At 34.6% G+C, this 22,793-nt stretch carries 15 protein-coding genes, 1 tRNA gene and 2 pseudogenes; 17 read left to right on the top strand and 1 reads right to left on the bottom strand.

Translation table 11 applies throughout. The annotated features are described in order from the left end of the window. Positions 1-8 precede the first annotated feature (8 nt). The 16 genes and pseudogenes from ACZZZT_RS02025 (at position 9) to ACZZZT_RS01950 (ending at position 21,332) form a co-directional block, all read left to right on the top strand. Positions 9-1,106, top strand: coding sequence for a RagB/SusD family nutrient uptake outer membrane protein (locus ACZZZT_RS02025; RefSeq protein ID WP_463459260.1), 1,098 nt, complete (start codon positions 9-11; stop codon positions 1,104-1,106). Next, the gene (locus ACZZZT_RS02020; RefSeq protein ID WP_463459259.1) at positions 1,016-1,567 is read left to right on the top strand and encodes a RagB/SusD family nutrient uptake outer membrane protein; all 552 of its coding nucleotides are present in this window, start codon (positions 1,016-1,018) and stop codon (positions 1,565-1,567) included. Before ACZZZT_RS02025 ends, ACZZZT_RS02020 begins: the two co-directional genes overlap by 91 nt. Positions 1,568-1,637: 70 nt before the next feature. Next, the gene (locus ACZZZT_RS02015) at positions 1,638-2,639 is read left to right on the top strand and encodes an arabinan endo-1,5-alpha-L-arabinosidase (protein WP_463459258.1); all 1,002 of its coding nucleotides are present in this window, start codon (positions 1,638-1,640) and stop codon (positions 2,637-2,639) included. 68 nt (positions 2,640-2,707) lie between these two features. Continuing rightward, positions 2,708-4,253: pseudogene (locus tag ACZZZT_RS02010) on the top strand (alpha-N-arabinofuranosidase). Between the two features lie 295 nt (positions 4,254-4,548). Continuing rightward, the gene (locus tag ACZZZT_RS02005; protein ID WP_463459257.1) at positions 4,549-5,889 is read left to right on the top strand and encodes a family 43 glycosylhydrolase; all 1,341 of its coding nucleotides are present in this window, start codon (positions 4,549-4,551) and stop codon (positions 5,887-5,889) included. A 336-nt stretch (positions 5,890-6,225) separates the two neighbouring features. Further along, positions 6,226-7,185 (top strand): glycoside hydrolase family 43 protein, encoded by a 960-nt coding sequence (locus ACZZZT_RS02000; RefSeq protein WP_463459256.1) that lies wholly within the window; start codon positions 6,226-6,228, stop codon positions 7,183-7,185. Between the two features lie 145 nt (positions 7,186-7,330). After that, positions 7,331-8,308: a family 43 glycosylhydrolase gene (locus ACZZZT_RS01995; RefSeq protein ID WP_463459255.1), complete on the top strand. Its 978-nt coding sequence runs from the start codon at positions 7,331-7,333 to the stop codon at positions 8,306-8,308. A 430-nt stretch (positions 8,309-8,738) separates the two neighbouring features. Further along, positions 8,739-10,598: an alpha-L-arabinofuranosidase C-terminal domain-containing protein gene (locus ACZZZT_RS01990; protein WP_463459254.1), complete on the top strand. Its 1,860-nt coding sequence runs from the start codon at positions 8,739-8,741 to the stop codon at positions 10,596-10,598. A 167-nt stretch (positions 10,599-10,765) separates the two neighbouring features. Beyond that, entirely contained in the window at positions 10,766-12,457 is a 1,692-nt protein-coding gene (locus ACZZZT_RS01985; RefSeq protein WP_463459253.1) for a ribulokinase, read from the top strand. Beyond that, positions 12,441-13,141, top strand: a pseudogene (locus ACZZZT_RS01980) (L-ribulose-5-phosphate 4-epimerase). The gene ACZZZT_RS01985 and the pseudogene ACZZZT_RS01980 overlap by 17 nt, the downstream one beginning before the upstream one ends. Before the next feature lie 159 nt (positions 13,142-13,300). Further along, complete coding sequence (araA, locus tag ACZZZT_RS01975) at positions 13,301-14,809, top strand: L-arabinose isomerase (protein WP_042564806.1); 1,509 nt, start codon at positions 13,301-13,303, stop codon at positions 14,807-14,809. Between the two features lie 89 nt (positions 14,810-14,898). Then, complete coding sequence (locus ACZZZT_RS01970; protein ID WP_463459252.1) at positions 14,899-16,083, top strand: aldose epimerase family protein; 1,185 nt, start codon at positions 14,899-14,901, stop codon at positions 16,081-16,083. Positions 16,084-16,256: 173 nt separating this feature from the next. Further along, positions 16,257-17,135: an alpha/beta fold hydrolase gene (locus ACZZZT_RS01965; RefSeq protein ID WP_463459251.1), complete on the top strand. Its 879-nt coding sequence runs from the start codon at positions 16,257-16,259 to the stop codon at positions 17,133-17,135. A gap of 75 nt (positions 17,136-17,210) precedes the next feature. Further along, complete coding sequence (locus ACZZZT_RS01960; RefSeq protein ID WP_463459250.1) at positions 17,211-17,687, top strand: OsmC family protein; 477 nt, start codon at positions 17,211-17,213, stop codon at positions 17,685-17,687. 133 nt (positions 17,688-17,820) lie between these two features. Continuing rightward, on the top strand, positions 17,821-19,650 hold the full coding sequence (locus tag ACZZZT_RS01955; RefSeq protein ID WP_463459249.1) for a YobI family P-loop NTPase: 1,830 nt from the start codon (positions 17,821-17,823) through the stop codon (positions 19,648-19,650). A gap of 26 nt (positions 19,651-19,676) precedes the next feature. Further along, on the top strand, positions 19,677-21,332 hold the full coding sequence (locus ACZZZT_RS01950; RefSeq protein WP_463459248.1) for a hypothetical protein: 1,656 nt from the start codon (positions 19,677-19,679) through the stop codon (positions 21,330-21,332). A gap of 198 nt (positions 21,333-21,530) precedes the next feature. Here the strand turns inward: ACZZZT_RS01950 and ACZZZT_RS01945 are convergent. Continuing rightward, positions 21,531-21,610 (bottom strand) — tRNA-Leu (locus tag ACZZZT_RS01945). Positions 21,611-21,840: 230 nt separating this feature from the next. Between ACZZZT_RS01945 and ACZZZT_RS01940 the strand changes: the two genes are divergently transcribed. Continuing rightward, positions 21,841-22,782 carry a ribose-phosphate pyrophosphokinase gene (locus ACZZZT_RS01940; RefSeq protein ID WP_042564801.1) on the top strand — a complete coding sequence of 314 codons (942 nt, stop codon included), beginning with the start codon at positions 21,841-21,843 and terminating at the stop codon, positions 22,780-22,782. The last annotated feature ends 11 nt before the right edge of the window (positions 22,783-22,793 follow it).

Raw genomic sequence — 22,793 nt, 5'->3', positions numbered from 1 at the left:
GTATTAAAATGAAATATAATATATATAACTATATAGCTGTTTTCTTTTCACTTGCTATGCTTACAACCGGCTGTGTTGAAAATGAAGATTTAGTACAGCTTGATCCAACTAATGATGCAGTAGATTCATTCTGGAAAACAGATCAGGATGCGCTGGAAGGAGTAAACGCCGCTTACGGAAGTTTACTAACAGACGGAACTTACATGCGCAGTACACCGCTTTTATTAGATGCAAAAGCAGATGATGCCCGTACAAATAGTCCGTGGGCATCGATGTATAATGTGGGACATTTCAATTCAAATGTAGCTGATGCCGCAATTTACGGCTGGGCTTTTGAAACCTATTATCAGGGAATTTATCGTGCCAATCAGGTTTTAACAAATGTGCCGAATATTGCATTTACAGACGGAGCATTAAAAAACAGAATATTAGGACAAGCCTATTTTTTAAGAGGATTGTACTTGTTTCATGCCGTAAACTTGTTCAAAAACGTTCCTTTACCAACAGAATTAGCTGTTTATTATCCACAAAAAACACAGGCAGAAGGCTGGGCGCAGGTTATTTCTGATTTTAAAACGGCGGCCGAATTATTACCAACTTCATATGATGGTGTTTCAGGTCTTGATGCAGGCCAAAAAGGACGTGCTACAAAAGGTGCCGCTTTAGGATATTTAGGAAAAGCTTATTTGTTTACCAAAGATTTCACAAACGCCAGAACAACATTCAAACAAGTTATAGATCTTGGAATTTATTCACTGGTTTCAAACTACCGTGATAATTTTACTACTGCCAACGAAAACAATTCAGAATCTCTTTTTGAAGTGCAATTTAGCAGAGACGCCGGTGGTGTTGAATTAGGTTGGGGCGGCGCTCCGACTTCTGGTTGGGGAAAAACTTCGGCAAGAGCCATAACGTATGCACCAAGAGCCTTTGGGTGGACAGATGTACAGCCAACATGGGCCCTTTTAACGAATATCAGGAAGAAAAAACAACGGCAAATACAATCGATCCGCGTTTGGATGCTACGATATTTTATAACAAACCGGGAACCAAATTATACGGTAAAGATTTTGCGGTATTTTATGCTTCAAGTCCGGCAGATTTAAACGATTTATTCTGTAGAAAATACCAAAATTCAGACGGAGAATTTGCAGACGAATACGATTGGCGTTCCGGAATCAACGAGCGATTATTGCGTTATGCCGATATTCTTTTAATGTATGCAGAATGTTTAAACGAAACAGGAGATACTCCCGGAGCTTACGGATATATTCAAATGGTACGAAACAGAGTGGGTTTGCCGGATTTGGCTACTGTAAAACCGGGAATGACACAGGATCAAATGAGAGATCAGATTGGTCATGAACGATTTTTAGAATTCCCTCTTGAAGGACACCGTTTTGATGATATTCGTCGTTGGGGATGGCTTCAGGATGCCACAAAATTAGAATGGCTGAAATCTAGAGATGCAGAATTTAATTCTTACCTGCCAGGAAGAGAATATTTCCCAATTCCACAACTGGAAAAGGATAACAATCCGGGAATAATTCAGAACGACAGTTATTAAAAACAGTTTTCAGTACCGTGCAAACTGAGACTGGAAACTAAATTTAACCATTAACTTAAATTATATCACAATGAAAACAATAACAGGTTTGGTTTTATTCGCAATATTATTAGGAAGTTGTCAAAATGAAGACATTGTTTCTCCAACAGAAGAAACAAGTGCTGCAACTCAAAATTCAGAGGTTAAAAATATAACAGCAAAAACAGTCAGCGGAAACGTTCCGTCACACGATCCGAGTACGATTATAAAAAGCGGTGTCAATTATTATGTTTTCACCACAGGAGATAATATACCAATGACATATTCGACAAATTTAACCAACTGGACATGGGGAACCTCAGTGTTTACTTCAACACCAGGCTGGATAACAGGATATGTTCCGGGGTTTACCAAAACATTTTGGGCGCCGGATTTGGCGTGGTTTAATAACAGATGGAATATGTATTATTCCTGTTCTACATTTGGGTCTGCAACTTCTGCAATTGGGTTGGTAACAGCTCCGTCAATTTCACAAAGTGCAGGAACAAAATGGACAGACAGAGGCGTTGTTGTTGCTTCGTCATCGGCTTCAGATGTAAATGCGATCGATCCTTCAATTTTAGTAGATGGAAGCAATGTTTATATGGCTTACGGTTCCTGGCATGCAGGTATTGGCGTAGTACAAATTAATGTTTCAACAGGAAAACCAACAGGAACAAGAACCATTGTAGCAGGTGGAAATAGTGCTTCGTGGGAAGCTCCTTGCTTAATTAAAGAAGGAAATTATTACTATATGTTCGTCAACCGAGGGTCTTGCTGCAATGGCGTAAACAGCACTTATTATATTGTAGTAGGTCGTTCAACAAGTCCGTTTGGACCTTTTACAGATAAAAACGGAGTCAATTTAAGAAACGGCGGCGGGACAACCGTTTTGGCAACACAAGGAAATTATATTGGTCCGGGACATTTATCCAGAATTACAGGAACACAAAAAGGAGCTGTTCATTATTATGACGGAGCCGATAACGGAAATCCAAAACTCGAAATTGTATATTTTACATGGTCATCAGGATGGCCGGCACTTTCGTATTAAATTTTAATTTCAGAGGAAAGATTCACGACCTTTCCTCTTTATCATCTTATAAATAAATAATTATCCACATGAAAAAAGCATTTTTAATCACATTCCTTATTAGTATTTGTAGTCAGTTTAGTTTCGCTCAAGGCGGAATTACCGTAGTAAGCGTAAAAAATAATGCAGATGCACCAACCATCAATAAAAATATTTACGGACATTTTGCTGAACATTTAGGACGCTGTATTTACGGAGGATTTTATGTTGGAGATACTTCAAAAATACCAAATACGAAGGGTGTAAGAAATGATATTATTGCTGCTCTAAAAGATTTGAAAATTCCGAATTTAAGATGGCCTGGAGGTTGTTTTGCAGATACTTATCACTGGAAAGATGGTATTGGACCAAAAGAACAGCGACCAACAATCGTAAACCAATGGTGGGGCGGCGTTACAGAAGACAACAGTTTTGGAACACACGATTTCCTTAATTTGTGTGAAGTGCTTGGTGCAGAACCTTATTTATCAGGAAATGTAGGAAGCGGAACCGTTCAGGAATTATCTGATTGGGTTCAATACGCCAATTTTAGCGGTAAAAGCCCGATGAGTGATTTGCGTAAAAAGAACGGAAGAACTGAGCCATGGAAAGTTAAATTCTGGGGAATTGGAAATGAAGCCTGGGGTTGCGGAGGAAATATGACAGCAGAATATTATGCAGGAGAATACCGCAAATTTGCCACATTCATGTCTGATTGGGAAAATACGGGCGGAATTACCAGAATCGCTTCAGGATCAAACAGTGCCGATTATAATTGGACAGAAGTTTTAATGAAAAATATTCCGATAAATATGCTGGGCGGAGTAGGCGTGCATCATTATGCTGTAATCGATTGGGGTAAAAAAGGAGAGGCCGTTAATTTTACCGAAGAAGGTTATTTTAAAACCATGAAATCAGCTTTAAAAATGGAAGAATTGGTTACAAAACATTCTGCCATTATGGATAAATACGATCCTGAAAAAAGTAGCCATGATGGTCGACGAATGGGGAGGCTGGTATGACGTAGAAAAAGGTACAAATCCTGGATTTTTATACCAACAAAATACAATGAGAGATGCCGTTTTAGCCGGATCAACTTTAAATATTTTCAACAATCATGCAGATAGAGTTCGTATGGCAAACTTAGCACAATGTGTAAACGTTTTGCAAGCCGTAATCCTTACAGACAAAGCCAAAATGATTACAACGCCAACATATCATGTTATGAAAATGTACAGCGTTCATCAGGATGCCAAATTGCTGCCGATAAGTTTTAATTCTCCAAATTATACTTTTAATGGAGAAACAATTCCTGCGATTTCGGCATCAGTTTCAAAAGATAAAAATGGAGCAATTCATATTTCATTAGTAAATGTAGATGCAAAAAATAAAAACAAAGTCGAAATTGACTTAAAAGATCTTGGGGTTAAAAACTTTACAGGAACCGTTTTAACATCGGCAAAACTTCAGGATTACAATTCATTTGATACGCCGAATAAAATTATGCCAACAGTTTTTAAAGGTTTCGAAAACAAAAAGGGAAAATTAGAAATCACAATTCCTCCTTTTTCAGTTGTTGTTTTAGAAGGAAAATAAAAATCTAAAAAGATGAAAAAATCAAATTCCATTATAAAAAAAGCATTCAAATTAGGACTGTTTTTGCTTGCAGCGATTGTTGTAAGTTGTTCTAATGATGATCCTGCTGCAGAAAATCCGGATCCGCCTGTAGTTGTTGATCCGCCTGTGGTTACACCAGTTTTTCCGGGACCTGCTTATGCGGATAATTATACTTCTATTTCATCTTGGGGAAGCAGAGCTCAATGGAATTTAGCCAACGTACATGATCCATCCGTAGAAAAATCAGGCGAATATTATTATATGTATCAAACCGATGCTTCTTACGGAAATGCACATGAAGGCAACGGACATTTTTTCTACAGAAGATCAAAAAGATTTAATCAATTGGGAATTTATGGGATCTTCAATGGCGCAGGCTCCGGCTTGGGTAAAAGATTCCCTAAACAACAAAAGAGCAAGAATGTCGCCTGCCCTTCCTCCTATCGAAAACCCGAATTATGCATATTGGGCGCCGTGCGTTCGAAAAGTGGGAAACAAATTCAGAATGTACTATAGCATTGTCGTAACGAATCCGATTGTAGGATCAGACACTAATAAATCCTGGTCAGAACGTGCTTTTATTGGCTTAGCCGAAACGGACGATTTGGCTTCAAATAATTGGACAGATAAAGGAATGGTCGTTTGTTCTGAACCTGATGGGGTAAAAAGTTACGTTAGAAACGGAGGAAACGATTGGGATGCTTATTTCAAATTCAACGCCATTGATCCGAGTTTTATAGAAACACCCGAAGGCGATCAGTATTTAATTTACGGTTCATGGCATTCCGGAATTGCAGCTTTAAAATTAAATCCAACCACAGGAAAACCGGATAAATTACAAACAATAGATGATTACGGAGTGCGAATAGCAGGACGCGGAAACGTAAATACAAATCGCTGGCAGGCACTCGAAGGACCGGAAATTATCTATAATCCCGACACGCAATATTATTATTTGTTTTTGGCTTATGATGAATTATCGGTTGCATACAACACGCGGGTTGCACGTTCAAAAAGTATTTTGGGACCTTATTTAACCAATACAGGAATGAGTATTACGACCGGAGCAGAATGTTTCCCGATGTTGACGCATCCCTATTCTTTTAAAAATCATACGGGTTGGGTTGGTTTTGCTCATTGCGGAATTTTTCAAAACCCAACAAGTAAACAATGGTATTACGCTTCGCAAGCCCGTTTGCCAGAGGGAGTTCCCGGAATTAATGTTTCGAATGCTATAATGATGGGACATGTTCGCGGTATTCAATGGACAGAAGATGGTTGGCCGACAGTAGAACCCGAACGTTATGCAGGAGTGCCAACAACCGCTTTTGCCGAAGCCAATATCATTGGAACATGGGAACAAATTACAATGAATTATCAATACAAAACCATCCAAAAATCGATAACAATTAATTTAACTGCTGATAAAAAAGTAAGTGGAGATGTTACAGGAACATGGTCATATGAAAGTACCAAAAAAATCCTGACGATAAATGGAGTAAAATGCAATGTGATTGATGCCTGGGATTGGGAATCGGCAACCAGAAAAGTAACCTTGAGTTATTCTGGTTTGACCGCTGGAGGATTACCTGTTTGGGGTAAGAAAGTGAATTAAAAAATTTCAAGTTTTTAAAATTGCTTCGCCTATTCGCTAATGCTCGAGTCCAAAATCCAAAAATAAATAGTAACAAAGATTTCAAAAAAGTGGTTTGTATTGGTAAAAGCTCCAGCGGAGCATAATGTTTATAGCAAGTATAGTATGTTTTTTTTATTAGCTCCAGGGGAGCGATATCTAACTTTTTTTAATTGACGAAAATATGTCACCCCGATGGGACTTACTTTATAATAACTTAAAAAGAATTAAAGATCAAAAAAATCTGCTCCCGATAGCTATCGGGACTGCGTGAAAAAATATTTAACGCATAGCAATTATGTATTAAAATAAATCATAATGAAAAATACAATTACAAGCCTATCACTTTTAGTTTTGCTTGCATTCTGTCCAACAGTTCAAAGTCAAATTGACCCTGCAAAATTCAATAATCCTATTATTAAAGATCAATATACAGGCGATCCCGCGGCATTGGTTTACAAAGACAAAGTCTACTTATATGCGGGTCATGACGAAGCGCCAAATGATTTTCATTTTTATAAAATGAACGAATGGGTAGTGTATTCTTCATCAGATATGAAAAAGTGGGAATCGCATTCCGTGCCGTTGAAGGCGAGTGAGTTTAAATGGGCTTCTGGTGATGCATGGGCTTCGCAGGTTATTGAAAGAAACGGAAAGTTTTATTGGTATGTAACCGTTTCTCACGGAACAATTCCCGGAAAATCAATTGGAATTGCAGTTTCAGATAACCCAACCGGGCCTTTTAAAGATGCATTAGGAAAAGCTTTAATTACAAATGATATGACAACTCATACCAAAATAAGCTGGGACGATATTGACCCAACAGTTTATATTGATGACGATAATCAGGCGTATTTAATTTGGGGAAACACAGTTTGTCATTATGCTAAATTAAAAGAAAACATGCTCGAATTAGATGGACCAATTCAAACAATAGATTTACCGCATTTTACCGAAGCGCCCTGGATTCACAAACACAAAGGCTGGTATTATTTGTCTTATGCATATGAATTTCCTGAGAAAATTGCCTACGCCATGAGCAAGTCAATTACAGGACCTTGGGAATTTAAAGGCATTTTGAATGAAATAGCCGGAAACAGTAACACAAATCATCAATCGATAATTGATTTTAAAGGACAACCGTATTTTATTTATCATAACGGAGCAACGCAGCCAAATGGGGGAAGTTTTCGAAGATCTGTCTGCGTTGATAAATTGTTTTATAATAAAGACGGAACGATAAAAAGAGTGGTGATGACATCTGAAGGAATTCAGTAGGAACAAATTTTCACCATATAAGTTATATAAGTTCATGTAAAACTGGGCTTAGAAAAACTTATAACTTATATGAATTTAAAACGTTCCAAAAAGAGCCAAACTTAAATTTACTTACATCACTTATATGGTGAAAAACACACAATACATGCATAAAAACATAATCTATACTTTTTATATTATTATGATGCTTACCGCGTCAGTTGCTTTGGCACAGGAAATTGTGGTACATGATCCGGTTGTCATCAAACAAAAAGATACTTATTATTTGTTTTGTACCGGAAAAGGAATCAGTGTTTTTAGTTCGAAAGATTTAAAAAACTGGAATAAAGAAGCGCCGGTTTTTGCAGAAAAACCAGTTTGGGCAGACGGCGTTGCAGCCGATTTTAAAAATCATATTTGGGCGCCGGATATTTCATTTCATAACAATACATATTACCTCTATTATTCTGTTTCGGCTTTCGCCAAAAATACATCGGCAATTGGCGTTGCAACCAATACAACCTTAGATTCGAAAGATAAAAATTACAAATGGGTCGATCAGGGAATTGTCGTTCAATCGCAACCCAATCGTGATATGTGGAATGCCATTGATCCCAATTTAATTTTTGATGAGAACAATACGCCTTGGTTATCATTTGGTTCTTTTTGGGAAGGATTAAAAATGGTAAAACTAAATCCGGATTTAAAATCGATTGCACAGCCTCAGGAATGGTACACGATTTCAAAACGTAAAAGAACTTTTGAATTACCAGATTCTGATCCCGGCGATGGCGCGCTCGAAGCTCCTTTTATCTTCAGGAAAAACGGCTATTATTATCAATTTCTTTCTTGGGATTTATGTTGTCGCGGAGAAAAAAGCACCTACAAAGTCGTTGTTGGAAGATCTAAAAATGTGACCGGACCTTATGTAGATAAAGACGGAAAACCATTAAATGAAGGCGGAGGTAGTTTAGTAGTTCAAAGCGACGAAAATTACTTTGGCGTAGGCCATAACAGCGCTTATACGTTTGACGGTGAAGATTATATTTTTTACCACGGCTACGAAAAGAAAACCAACGGAACGCCAAGACTAATAGTTAGAGAAATGATTTGGGATGCTGATTTATGGCCCGTTTTGAAATAGAACATAGAACACAGAACACAGAATATAGAACATGGAATATAGAAGATAGAGGCAAGAAGAAAGAATCAAGATTTTGCCAAGATTAAGGATTAAATAGATTAGAAAAAAATCTGCTAAATCTGCCAGATCTGCGTGAGAAATTTTTTAAACACATACATATCTATTTGTCTTCAAGTAAATGAAATGCCTTTTTTAGCGCCCAAAAACTATGTTTCTATGTGTTTAAATTAAAGATATAGTTAAAAAAAACAAAAATCCGTTTTAACCCGCGTCATCCGCGTGCCATAAAACACAAACGAATAACAATGAAGTACAATTTAATTACAAAAATTACCCTTTGCGGTTTATTGCTTAACGGTTTTTATGCATCGGCGCAAAAAACAATCTTCAGGTTGATGTTGCTAAAACAGTAACCAAAATTCAGCCAACGATGTATGGAGTGTTTTTTGAAGACATCAATTTTGCTGCCGATGGAGGTTTGTATGCTGAAATGATCAAAAACAGATCGTTTGAATTTGAAACGCCTTTAATGGGATGGAAAGAACCAAACAGCGACCGACATAAATTAAATGAGCAATCCGGAATCGCGAATATTATTCAGTATTCTCAAAAAGGAACCAATCATAATTACTGCAGGGTTACGGTAAAAGATGCCAACGGTTATGAATTGATAAATGAAGGTTTTAGGGGAATGGGAATCAAAAAAGATTTGCATTATAATTTGTCTCTGAAAGCTTCAAAAATATCCGGAGACATTTCGAAGATTAAAATTCAATTCATAGATAAAAATAAAAAGGTTTTAGGTGAAACTTCGATTGCACCAACCTCAAAAGACTGGACAAATTACACAGCACAATTAACGGCAACTGCAACAGAAGCAAAAGCACAAATCAGAATCACTTTTGAAGGAACAGGAGTTATTGATTTAGATGTGATTTCGTTGTTTCCGGAAGACACCTGGAAAGGAAGAAAAAACGGAATGCGTGCTGATTTAGTACAATTATTATACGATTTGAAACCGGGATTTTTACGTTTTCCGGGAGGTTGTATTGTCGAAGGAAAAACATTGGCATTACGTTACCAGTGGAAAAAATCGATTGGAAATGTTGAAGAAAGAGAAACTATGATCAACCGCTGGAATACAGAATTTGCACACAAACTAGCACCGGATTATTTCCAGAGTTTTGGTTTAGGATTTTATGAATATTTCCAGCTTTCAGAAGATATTGGAGCTTCTCCATTGCCAATTTTAAGCTGTGGAATGGCTTGTCAGTTCAACACAGGAGAATTGGTTCCGATGGATCAAATTGATCCTTATGTACAGGATGCTTTAGATTTAATTGAATTTGCCAATGGTGATCAAACTACCGCCTGGGGAAAAGTGAGAGCTGATATGGGACACCCAAAACCATTCAATTTAAAATTCATTGGAGTTGGAAATGAGCAATGGGGACCAGATTATATCGAGCGTTTCAAAGTGTTTCAAAAAGCCATCAAATCAAAATATCCAAACATTACCATTGTGTCCGGAACAGGGCCATTTCCTGACGGAGATTTCTTTGATTATGGCATGGCAGCACTTAAAAAACTAAACGCAGAAATCGTTGACGAACACTATTATAAAGATCCTGAATGGTTTCGAAAAAATGTAACCCGTTACGACAATTACGATCGTAAAGGACCAAAGATTTTTGCTGGAGAATATGCGGCGCAAAGTGTAGCAATTGCAAGTCCGGATAATAAAAACAATTGGGAATGTGCTTTCTCTGAAGCTGCTTTCATGACCGGAATGGAGCGCAATGCTGAGGTTGTTCATTTAACTTCTTATGCGCCTTTGCTGGCTCACGTTGAAGGCTGGCAATGGACGCCTGATATGATTTGGTTCAACAATTTACAATCTTACGGAACGCCAAATTATTATGTCCAGAAATTATTTTCAAATAATAAAGGAACCGATTTAATCAATATTTCAAAAGACGGAAAAGCAGTAACAGGACAAAATGATTTGTTTGCATCTGCAGTAAAAGATGTGAATTCTAAAGAAGTAATTCTGAAAATTGTGAATACTTCTGCAACGGCTCAAAATGTTTCAATTGATGTAAAGGGAACAAAATTAGATACAAAAGGAACAGCTATAATTTTAAAAGGAGATGGACTTAATGATGAGAATTCTTTTGATGCTCCGACGAAAATTAGTCCAAAAGAAAGTGAATTTAAGTTGAAAGGGAGTCAGGTTCAATATGATTTTCCGGCGTACTCGGTTACTGTTTTAAAAATTAAGATGAAGTAATCGCAACAGAATAAATGTATAAGCAACGTTTATTTCCTGTTTTAACCTTAAATGCCTGTTTTGATGCATTATTTGTAAAAAAATCAAGCACTTATTTTTGTTAAGTGTTTTTTATACACTTATAAATTATTTATAATTATATTTGCGTTATTAAAAATTAATTTCGAATGAAAAATTACGTTATAGGATTGGACTACGGAACAGATTCTGTTCGAGCGATGTTAATAGATACTGAAAATGGGCAGGAGTTAGCATCAAATGTTTCTCATTACAAAAGATGGAAAAACAAACAATATTGTGACGCATCGATAAATCAGTTTCGTCAGCATCCTTTGGACCATATAGAAGGTTTAGAAATTACCATTCAAACCGTTATAAAAGAAAGTAAAGTTGATCCTTCTTTGATAAAAGGAATTTGTATTGATACAACAGGATCATCGCCGGTTCCGGTTACGAAAGACGGAATTCCGCTTGCTTTGACAAAAGGTTTTGAGGAAAATCCAAACGCAATGATGGTTCTTTGGAAAGATCATACTTCAATCAACGAAGCAAATGAAATCAACGAATTAGCAGTAAGCTGGGGCGGAGAAAACGTAACAAAATATGTTGGCGGAATTTATTCATCAGAATGGTTTTGGGCAAAAATCCTGCACATTGCCAGAGAAGATGAAGCGGTTAGAAATGCAGCACATACGTGGATGGAACACTGCGATTTAATGACGTATTTGTTAATTGAAGATAAAGATTTAAAAACCTTTAAAAGAAGCCGTTGCGCCGCGGGTCACAAAGCCATGTGGCACGAAGATTGGAATGGTTTGCCTCCGGTTGAATTCTTAGAAAAACTTCATCCGTATTTAGCAACCCTTCGTGGAAATTTATATGATGAAACGTATACTTCTGATTTAGTTGCCGGAAATTTAAGCAAAGAATGGGCAGACCGTTTAGGACTTTCAACTGAAACAATTGTGGCTGTTGGAACTTTCGACGCGCATTCTGGAGCTGTTGGAGCAAAAATTGGAGAGAATACTCTAGTTCGCGTTATGGGAACTTCAACCTGTGATATTCTGGTAGGTTCTTATGATGAAGTAGGAACAAAAACCGTTCGCGGTATCTGTGGTCAGGTTGACGGATCTGTAATTCCGGGTTTTATTGGTCTTGAAGCGGGACAATCTGCTTTTGGCGATTTATTAGCCTGGTACAAAGAATTATTAATGTGGCCAACGGAACATTTATTGACTTCTTCAACCATTTTGAATGATGCTCAAAAAGAACAATTAAGAGAAGAATTCAGCGATAAATTAATTGTGGAACTGACAAAAGAAGCGGAGAAAATTCCGGTTTCAGAAAGTCTTCCAATTGCTTTGGACTGGATCAACGGAAGAAGAACTCCAGATGCTAATCAGGAACTAAAAAGCGCGATATCCAATTTATCTTTAGGAACAAAAGCACCTCATATTTTTAAAGCTTTAGTAAACGCAATCTGTTTTGGAGCGAAAAAAATTGTGGATCGTTTTGAAGAAGAAGGAGTGAAAATTGACAGCGTAATCGGAATTGGCGGCGTTGCCAGAAAATCTCCTTTTATCATGCAGACTTTGGCTAACGTTTTAAACAAGCCAATTAAAATTGCAGCTTCAGATCAGACTCCGGCTTTGGGAGCAGCAATTTACGCAGCAGTTGCCGCCGGAATTTATCCAAACGTAATCGAAGCAAGTCAAAAAATAGGAAGTGATTTTGACGGAGAATATTTCCCTCAATTAGACAAAGTAGCAGCTTATAATAAATTACTGATTGCTTACGATCAATTAAGTGCTTTCGCAGATCCATCTATTAAAATTACACAAAATGAGTTCTCTTTATAAAGATTTAAAACAAGAATGCTACGAAGCGAATATGCAGTTAAATGCATTGAATTTGGTAGTATATACTTTTGGAAATGTAAGTGCCGTGGACAGAAAAAATGGTGTTTTTGCCATTAAGCCAAGCGGCGTTCCTTATGAAGATTTAAAACCCGAAGATATTGTTATTGTCGATTTTGATAATAATGTTATTGAAGGAACAATGCGTCCGTCATCTGACACAAAAACGCATGCTTATTTATACAAAAACTGGCCAAACATTGGTGGCGTTGCACACACGCACGCAACCTATTCTGTGGCTTGGGCGCAGTCTCAGCAAGATATTCCAATTTTCGGAACCACGCATGCTGACCATTTAACGGCAGATATTCCCTGTGCACCACCAATGGCAGATGCGCTTATAGAAGGAAACTACGAACACAATACCGGAATTCAGATTTTGGATTGTTTCAAAGAAAAAATCTTTCGTACGAAGAAGTAGAAATGGTTTTGATAGGAAATCACGGTCCGTTTGCCTGGGGGAAAAACGCAGCAAAAGCAGTTTACAACAGTAAGGTTCTTGAAGTCGTAGCCGAAATGGCGTACCTGACTTTACAAATAAACCCAAACGCACCAAGATTAAAAGACTCATTAATAAAGAAACATTACAACCGTAAACACGGAAAAGATTCGTATTACGGACAATAGAAATTTTGTTTCAGGTTTCAGGTTTTTTTGTTTCAAGTTATTGGAACGTGAACCTGAAACCTGAAGAAAGAAAACTTGAAACAAAACTAAAAATAACAATTCAGGATCTTCAGATTCCAACAAACTTGAAACCTGAAACTTGAAACAAAATAAAAAGACATGATTGATATCTCTCAAAAAGAAGTATGGTTTGTAGTAGGAAGCCAGGAATTATACGGTGAAGAAACTTTAAGAAAAGTGGCTGAACATTCGCAGATAATTGCAAAAGGATTAGATGCGACATCTAGTATTCCGGTAAAAGTAGTTTATAAAGATGTTGTGAAATCGCCTGCACAAATTTTAGATGTTTGTTTAGCGGCAAATTCGGCTAAAAACTGTATCGGAATTATTGCCTGGATGCACACTTTTTCGCCAGCAAAAATGTGGATTGGCGGTTTGAGCATTTTGAAAAAACCGTTATGTCATTTACATACACAATACAATGCTGAAATTCCGTGGGGAACTATCGACATGGATTTCATGAACCTGAATCAATCGGCTCACGGAGATCGTGAATTTGGCTTTATCATGTCAAGAATGCGTAAAAAGCGCAAAGTGGTTGTTGGACATTGGGAAGATGAAAGAGTTCAGAAAAAATTAGGCATCTGGACAAGAGTTGCTTTGGGTTGGGATGAACTTCAAAACTTAAAAGTAGCCCGTATTGGAGACAATATGCGTGAAGTTGCCGTAACCGAAGGTGATAAAGTAGAAGCTCAAATTCGTTTCGGAATGTCGGTTAACGGTTTTGATTCTTCAGATGTCACTAAATATATTGAGAAAGTTACAGACAAAGAATTAAATGATTTATTGGCAGTTTACGAACAATCATATACTTTGACTGATGCATTAAAAGAAGGCGGAGCACAAAGAAGTTCATTAGCGGAAGCGGCAAAAATAGAATTAGGTTTAAGAGCTTTCCTTGAAGAAGGAGGTTTTGGAGCTTTTACAGATACGTTTGAAAATTTGGGTGTTTGGAAACAATTACCAGGAATTGCAACACAAAGATTAATGGCGGATGGTTATGGTTTTGGTGGTGAAGGAGACTGGAAAACAGCTGCAATGGTTCGTGCCTTAAAAGTAATGAACGTTGGTCTTGAAGGAGGAACGTCTTTCATGGAAGATTACACGTACCATTTTACCCCTCAAAAATCTTATGTTTTAGGTTCACATATGTTAGAAATTTGTCCATCTATTGCAGATGGAAAACCTTCTTGCGAAGTACATCCATTAGGAATTGGCGGAAAAGAAGATCCTGCTCGTTTGGTATTTAATTCACCTGCCGGAGATGCAATTAATGTTTCTTTGGTTGATATGGGAACTCGTTTCCGTTTAATTGTAAACGAAGTTGAAGCGATAAAACCAATGGCTGAATTGCCTAAATTACCTGTTGCAAGAGTTTTATGGGATTGTAAACCAAACCTTGATATCGCAGCAACAGCATGGATTTTGGCTGGTGGAGCGCATCACACAGTTTACAGCCAGTCATTAACAACAGAATATATGGAAGATTTCGCTGATATCGCCGGAATCGAATTATTGGTTATTGATGAAAAAACGACAATTAGAGATTTCAAAGATAAAATTAACGCCAACGAAGCTTACTATCATTTGTTTCAACATGGGCTATAGTCTGAGGGACTAAGGTTCTAAGTTGCTAAGATTCTAAGGTTTTTTGCTACTTTTAACATCTAACATTTAACCAATTAAAAATATCATTTATGAATGTATTAAAACGTTATATTTTTGGAATTGGCCTACTGAGTTTGGCTTTTATTTCAGTTCAATGCAAAAACGATAAAAAAATGGATGACACTACAGTTTCTTCAGATAAAAAAGCGACGGTTACAATTGAGAAATCTTCTTACGGAACAACTGCAAAAGGAGAAAAAGTCGACAGTTATAAATTGAAAAACCAAAATGGGATGGAAGTTGATATCATCACTTTTGGTGGAAGAATTACAGATTTAAAAGTGCCAAATAAAGAAGGTGTTTCGGAAAATGTGGTAATCGGATTTGATAATTTGGCTCAATACGAAAAAGCGAATCCTTTTTTTGGAGCTTTAATCGGAAGATACGGAAACCGAATTGCTAAAGGAAAATTTACTTTAGACGAAAAGGAATATCAGTTGGCAATCAACAATGCTCCAAATGCTTTGCACGGTGGACCGCAGGGATATTTTAATGTGGTTTGGAAAGCTGATGAGGTAAAATCCGGAGATGCGGCAACTTTGAAATTATCTTATTTAAGTAAAGATATGGAAGAAGGTTATCCTGGAAATTTAAAAGTTTTTGTAACGTATACATTGACAAATGATAATCAATTAGAAGTATTATATGAAGCAACGACAGATAAGAAAACGGTTGTGAATTTAACGCAACATTCTTATTTCAACTTATCCGGAGATTTCACAAAAACAATCTTAGATCATGAACTGACTTTGAATGCAGATAAATTAGTTCCGGTTGATGCGACTTTAATTCCGACAGGAAAATTAGATGATGTTGCGAATACGCCTTTCGATTTTAGAAAACCAAAATTAATTGGAAAAGATATCAATGCTAAAAATGAGCAGTTAGAAAGAGGAAAAGGCTACGATCACTGCTGGGTACTGAACAATCCTGAAAAAGGAAAAACAATTATAGCAAAAGTATATCACGCAGCAAGCGGAAGGGTTTTGGAAATGACAACAGATGAACCTGGAATTCAGTTTTACTCTGGAAATTTCCTAGACGGGACTTTGCCAAATCCTAAAGGGGGAACATTTGCGCACAGAACCGGTTTATGTCTGGAAACAGAACATTATCCTGATTCTCCAAACCAGAAAAACTTCCCGACAACGGTTTTAAACCCGGGAGAAAATTATAAAACTAAAACTACCTTCAAATTCTCTGTTCAGAAATAGTTTTGGAATTATGTTAATTAGTTAGTAATTCTCTAAGAAACCTCGAAAGTTATGTTTTCGAGGTTTTTTTATTTGTAAATAATGAAGATAAATAACTATAAAATAGACCTTGTTAATTCGTGCTATTTTTTCTTACATTTGGGAGATAACTATCTAAAAAAAACCTCTTACTTATGAAAAAACCAATTAAATTATTACTTCTTTTATTAATCTATTCTATAGGTGCAATAGGAAGCGCTCAGGTTCAGATGAATTATAAATTTGACACGCCTTATGGTAAAAATACCGCTGTTGGAAAATTTACTGAAATTAATGGAGCTAAAATCTATTATGAAGAATATGGAAAAGGTGAACCTTTGTTATTGATTCATGGAAATGGAGGAAGTATTGAATCAATGGGAAATCAAATCGATTATTTTAAAAGTAAATACAGAGTTATTGTTGCTGATAATAGAGGCCAAGGTAAATCGGAGTTGAAAACAGATTCTTTAACATACGTTCAGATTACAAAAGATATAGAGGAATTAGTTAATCGCTTAAAACTAGATTCGATAAGTATTATTGGATGGAGTGATGGTGGAATTGTTGGTTTGCAAATGGGTATTTCTGGTAAGTCAAAAATAAAGAAAATTGTGGCGATGGGGGCAAATTTAAGACCTGATGCTACAGCTGTTAATTCATGGGCTACAAATGATGTGCAGAACATGAGAAAAATGATTGCGTCAAAAATTAAAGCGAAAGACACTAGTGAGAATTGGAATCTACAAAAACAGCTTGCCGGACTTTTGGTAGATCAGCCTAATATTGCAACTAAAGATTTATCAAAAATTAAAGCAAAAGTACTCATAATAGCAGGAGATAAAGACATTATTAAAAATGAACATTCGGTAGAAATTTTTGAAAATATACCTAAGGCACAGTTATGTATTATGCCTGGCGAAACTCATTTTGCACCGGCTTCAAGTCCGGAAGTATTTAATGCATTAGCAAATAAGTTTTTATCAGAACCGTTTAAAAGACCAGATTCAGATTGGACTAAATGGGGTAAATAAAAGCAGATCAACAGAATTGTGTTATTTTAGCCATGAATTTCAAGTTCATGTAATTCGTGGCTAAAAAAACAAAAAATGACTTTCAAACATATATTCAAAGCAACATTAAATTGGGCTTCAAATCAAATCCAGGAAGATTCAACAAAAAGATTTTATAGCAAAAACCATCAAATTAAAATTGAAGGAAAACCAATTTTAAATGTTTCGGCAGCAAAAGCGTTCAAAGGCGATCCGGAATTATACAATCCAGAAGATTTGCTTTTGAGCAGTTTGGTTTCCTGCCACATGATGTCCTATTTATATGTATGTTCTCAAAACGGAATAGAAGTTCTGGAATATTCGGATAATGCCGAAGCAATACTCGAAGTTTCTCCTGATGGAAGTGGTCGTTTTGTTGCCGTAAGATTAAATCCGAAAGTGAAAATTTCGAATCCAGATAAAGTCGAATTGGCTATTGAACTTCACACAAAAGCAAATCAATTGTGTTTTATCGCTAATTCATGCAATTTTCCTGTTTTGCATAATGCGAGTTGTGAGGTTTTAAACATGTAAGATTTAAGTTCGTTTAGTGTAGGAATTTAAATTCGCTAGTATGTTTACTTTAATTAATTTTTTATCAGGGCTTTTACTGTTAAAACAATGACAATATTTAAATATATTGCAAACAAAAATATATTCCAAAACCATGAGCAAATCAAAGAATGAAGATTCAAAGGAAAGTAATTCAAAAGAAAGATCAAATCCAAAAGAGACATCAAATTCAATAGTCTATACTATTTTTAAGGATAAGCCAATAATCATTTTTAGAAAATTTGCTTTTTGGTATAAAAGAAATTATTTACAAAAGAAATTTTCAAATGAAGATAACTTAAAAGATTTTTCTCCTGTTATACTTGATGATAATGAAGACAAGTATAGCGATATTATGAAATTTAGTGTTGATAATCCTAAAGTTAAGAATGTTGCACTTACAGGATCGTATGGATCGGGGAAAAGTTCTATTATCCTAACGTTTGAAAACAAATTTTCAGAATTGGAATGTTTAAATATTTCTTTAGCAACTTTCGATGGTAAGCAACTGGAAGATATTAAAGCAATTGAACTATGTATTCTTAAACAATTGTTTTATAGCGTTGAGCATGACACAATTCCAGAATCACGTTTTAAACGAATTGTCAACCAAAAATGGGTTAAGGCAAAGACATTACTTTTTGCTCTTTGGCTCATTTCGCTTTTATATGTTTCTGGAAATAAGCTGCTGTCTGAAATTTTTTATTCTCCAAACTATCAGGAATATATTAAACTGATTTACCTTGTTGTTTTTAGTTTAGGAGGTTTTTGTGTTTTGTATATATTAATGAATTTTGTTTTAAATTTTAAAATCAGCAAAATTAAATTTAGCGAAGTTGATGTAGATAATAATCAGGACAAGAAGACTATTAGCTTTGAAAATGAGATAGATGAAATTCTTTATTTTTTTGAAAGGAAAAAAATAGAGGTTGTTTTTTTTGAAGACCTTGATAGGTACAAAGAAACTTTGATCTTTATTAAATTACGAGAGATTAATCAATTAATTAATAATTACGAGCCAATTAAAAAAAGGGGTAAAGTAACTTTTATATATGCTGTTAATGATGATATTTTTAAAGAAGATGAAAGAACTAAATTTTTTGATTTTATAATTCCTGTAATACCTATTATAAATTATACTAATTCCAGTAAAACCTTAATCGACAATATTTCAGGTGTAGATAAAACATTTTTGGAAGAAGTCTCAAGGTACTTAACTGACAAAAGACTTTTGAACTCTATAATCAATGAGTATAATGTATATAAAAAAGTTTTAGGTGAAGAGTTAGCAGGTGAAAAATTATTAGCTATAATCGTTTATAAAAATGTAGAGCCTGCAGATTTTGAAAATCTAAATAATCGTAAGGGATTCGTGTATAATCTTTTTAGAAATGTAAATACATTATTCGCGGAGAAAATTAAATTGATAGAAGAAAATATAAAAACTAGCGAGAAGAAAAATGAGGATGTTCAACAAGAAACACTTGAGAGTATCTACGAATTAAAAGCTTTATTTTTATATAAATTTTTAGAGTTAGCCGATGAAAAGGGATATTCATACCAGGGTTTTCCTTATTTCGGAACTGAAAGATTAACTATATCAGGATTGATGCTTGAGGAGAATTTTGAGTTATTCAAGAAAAGTACCAATGTCATTTTAATGAATGAATATTCTTCAAAAACGTCTACTAAAATTTCATTTCGGGATGTTGAACTTTCATTTGATAATAAAAGTTCTTATGATAAAAGGCTTGAAAATATTTTAAATAAAGAGAAAAGTAATTCTACTCAATTAAATCAAAATATTGAAAGATGGAAAGCTGAAATAACCGGTTATTCTTCAAGACGATTAAAAGACTTAATTACATTAAATTATTATGATAATTGTTTAAATTTCGATTGTACTAGTGGAGTTTTTAATATTGAAAAAAGAATACTCATGTAATCAATAATTATGATCTCGTTAAATATTTGGTTACAGAAGGATATATTGATGAAGATTATGAAATTTATATTTCAAGAAAAGATGGAAATATCTCTAAGGTTGATACTGATTTTTTATTAAGTTTTACGAATAATAGGCCATTAGCTTTCGATTATAAATTAGATGACATTAAAGCTCTTTTGAGTCAAAATAAAATTAAAGAAGCGAACTTTTCAAAAGATTCGATCATGAATTTTAGCTTGTTAGATTATGTAATTGAAAAAGTGAAAGACCAAAAGTCTTTGCTTATAATTAATCATGTGTGCAATAGAAGTGATCAATTTGTAAAATTCATGGATCAATATGTTTATTATGCGAGCAGTAATAATGTGAATTACTTCTTTAAAAAAGTTTGTAGTTTAAAAAATGATTTGATAAATATAATTTTTGTAAAGGAAAATTTTACAGAAGAGAAAAGGATGAATTATGTTAAATTATTTTTTATCAATCTTACCGGTGAGGAAATAGTTAAAATGGATTATAACAATGTGCTGGCTAGTTATATTTCTGAGTTTAGTGATTTAAATGTATTTCAAGATCCTTTAATTAGTATTGTTAAATTTCAAGATTTTGTCATTAGTAAAAATGTAAAATTTTCTAGTTTAAAGATGGTAGAAAATGAATTTACTTCGTTTGTTTATCAAAATAATCATTATCTGATTAATGACAATATGATTCAATTTTTTATTTTTACATATTGCTCAAATAAGAAAATTTTCGATTTATTAGATAAGTCTAATTATACTGCTATTTTACAATCTGGATGTGACCCTCTAATTAGCTATATTAATGATAATATTGTAATTTATTATAAGAATGTTTACTCTAAATTAAGAGAGAATATTAATGAAAGTGAAACAGCTTTGTTAAAATTATTAAACGAGGATTCATTAATAGATTTTCGAGAAGAAATCTTAAACAAAAACATAAAGGTTATCACAGATATAAAAGAAATTAAGGATAAAGAATTTTGGAATTTTTTACTTAAAAAACAAAAAATCACTATCAATTGGAATAATATTCTGTCATATTTTGTTGAATGCGAAAATATAATTGATGAAGATTTATTTGATTTTTTGAATAACTCTATAAATTATTTACAATTTATTAATGATGATTTTGACCTTAAGGGTGATGAAAGAGCTTACCCTTTCTTTGTTAAATTTGCTAATAGTAGAATAAAACTTGAAGCTTTTCAGTTTTTGCTAACTTGTTTTCTTTCAATTGAAATTAAATTAAAGGATTTTGGTAGTGTTCCGAATGATAAAATGGAGTTGTTAATTGATTTCAAGTTTGTTGAAATGGATACAGATAGTTTCGATTTTATTAATAATCAATACAATGAATTGCTATTGAAATTTATCAAAGAAAATAAGGAAAAGTTTATTGAGATTTTAAATGAACTGTCTCTTGATAAAGAGACAATTTATAAAATAATACAATCAAGTAATTTCGATGATAGTTTGGCAACTTTTATAGTTTTGATGGGAAGACCATATTCTGAAATTTATGCTCAACATACCGTGGAAATCGAAAACAATCCTTTTAATACTGAATTTGCACAATTACTAAAAAGCAAAAAAGTAATTAGAAATTTTAATACAGAGGATAATTTGATCTTTTTAAAAACTAAGGTGAAATAAATTTAATAATCAAAAGAATTAAATGTTTATATTTTAAAAGGATAATAGAATGTTTAGTTTAGTAGTCAATGCTAATCGGTTTTTTTAATACATTTAAGTGGAAAAGCACATTATTTTTTTAAAATAGTTGGCTTTGGTGAGATAATATAAAAAAACCGTAATATATTGAAATTACAATATAATTACGGTTTCTTAAAGTACCCGGAGCCGGAGTCGAACCGGCACGGTTTCCCACAGGTGTTTGAGACCAGCGCGTCTACCAATTCCGCCATCCGGGCTTAGCAGACGAAAAAACAATCAAATAAATCAATTATTTTAACGCAATAGAATAAGTAATTATGATGTCATAACTTTGCTTATTCCTTTAACACGGTGCAAATGTAAAAAATAAAATTAAATGTTCTACTAAAAATACTTAAATATTTCCTTTCAGTGTCCAATAAATTTTCTAAATTTGCACCTCGTTAAAACGACGCACACACAACTAACTACAAAACAACAAATTATAATGTCGCACCTAGAACCAGAAGCTAAAATTTTTGCTTGTTCAAAAAGTGTTTATCTTGCAGAGAAAATTGCCGAACAATACGGAATTCCACTAGGCAAAGTAACGATGTCAACGTATAGTGATGGAGAATTTCAGCCATCTTACGAAGAGTCAATCAGAGGATTACGCGTTTTTATCGTGTGCTCAACTTTTCCATCTGCTGATAATTTGATGGAATTATTACTTATGATTGATGCTGCAAAACGCGCATCAGCAAGACATATTACAGCTGTTATGCCTTATTTTGGTTGGGCAAGACAGGATAGAAAAGACAAACCAAGAGTTCCGATTGGAGCAAAGTTAGTAGCTAATTTGCTAACCGCTGCAGGAGCAACAAGAATAATGACAATGGATTTGCATGCAGATCAAATTCAGGGATTCTTTGAAAAGCCGGTAGATCATTTATTTGCATCAACCATCTTTTTGCCATATGTGCAGAGTTTAAATTTAGAAAATCTAACAATTGCATCTCCAGATATGGGAGGTTCAAAAAGAGCATATGCTTACTCTAAGTTTTTAGAATCAGATGTAGTAATCTGTTATAAACAAAGAAAAGCAGCCAACGTTATCGACACTATGGAGCTAATAGGTGAAGTAAAAGGTCGTAACGTAATATTAGTAGACGACATGATCGATACTGGTGGAACATTAGCAAAAGCGGCAGATTTAATGATCGAAAAAGGAGCATTAAGCGTTAGAGCAATTTGTACACATGCTATTTTATCAGGCGGCGCTTACGAAAAAATTGAAAATTCGAAATTAAGCGAATTAATAGTTACCGATTCTATCCCGTTAAAGAAAGAATCAAACAAAATTAGAGTAGTGAGTTGTGCACCTCTTTTTGCTGAAGTAATGCACATGGTGCACCACAACAATTCCATTAGTGGAAAATTTATAATGTAAGAAGCAATACG

The organism is Flavobacterium sp. AC274, from assembly GCF_979258275.1.
Note: the sequence above shows the minus strand (reverse complement) of the source record. Positions and strands in the feature narration are given on the sequence as shown.

Excerpts from the sequence above, each read along its gene's own strand:
- ACZZZT_RS02025 (WP_463459260.1), top strand. The coding sequence starts at position 9 with ATGAAATATAATATATATAACTATATAGCTGTTTTCTTTTCACTTGCT.
- ACZZZT_RS02015 (WP_463459258.1), top strand. The coding sequence starts at position 1,638 with ATGAAAACAATAACAGGTTTGGTTTTATTCGCAATATTATTAGGAAGT.
- ACZZZT_RS02005 (WP_463459257.1), top strand. The coding sequence starts at position 4,549 with ATGCTTCTTACGGAAATGCACATGAAGGCAACGGACATTTTTTCTACA.
- ACZZZT_RS02000 (WP_463459256.1), top strand. The coding sequence starts at position 6,226 with ATGAAAAATACAATTACAAGCCTATCACTTTTAGTTTTGCTTGCATTC.
- ACZZZT_RS01995 (WP_463459255.1), top strand. The coding sequence starts at position 7,331 with ATGCATAAAAACATAATCTATACTTTTTATATTATTATGATGCTTACC.
- ACZZZT_RS01990 (WP_463459254.1), top strand. The coding sequence starts at position 8,739 with ATGTATGGAGTGTTTTTTGAAGACATCAATTTTGCTGCCGATGGAGGT.
- ACZZZT_RS01985 (WP_463459253.1), top strand. The coding sequence starts at position 10,766 with ATGAAAAATTACGTTATAGGATTGGACTACGGAACAGATTCTGTTCGA.
- araA (WP_042564806.1), top strand. The coding sequence starts at position 13,301 with ATGATTGATATCTCTCAAAAAGAAGTATGGTTTGTAGTAGGAAGCCAG.
- ACZZZT_RS01970 (WP_463459252.1), top strand. The coding sequence starts at position 14,899 with ATGAATGTATTAAAACGTTATATTTTTGGAATTGGCCTACTGAGTTTG.
- ACZZZT_RS01965 (WP_463459251.1), top strand. The coding sequence starts at position 16,257 with ATGAAAAAACCAATTAAATTATTACTTCTTTTATTAATCTATTCTATA.
- ACZZZT_RS01960 (WP_463459250.1), top strand. The coding sequence starts at position 17,211 with ATGACTTTCAAACATATATTCAAAGCAACATTAAATTGGGCTTCAAAT.
- ACZZZT_RS01955 (WP_463459249.1), top strand. The coding sequence starts at position 17,821 with ATGAGCAAATCAAAGAATGAAGATTCAAAGGAAAGTAATTCAAAAGAA.
- ACZZZT_RS01940 (WP_042564801.1), top strand. The coding sequence starts at position 21,841 with ATGTCGCACCTAGAACCAGAAGCTAAAATTTTTGCTTGTTCAAAAAGT.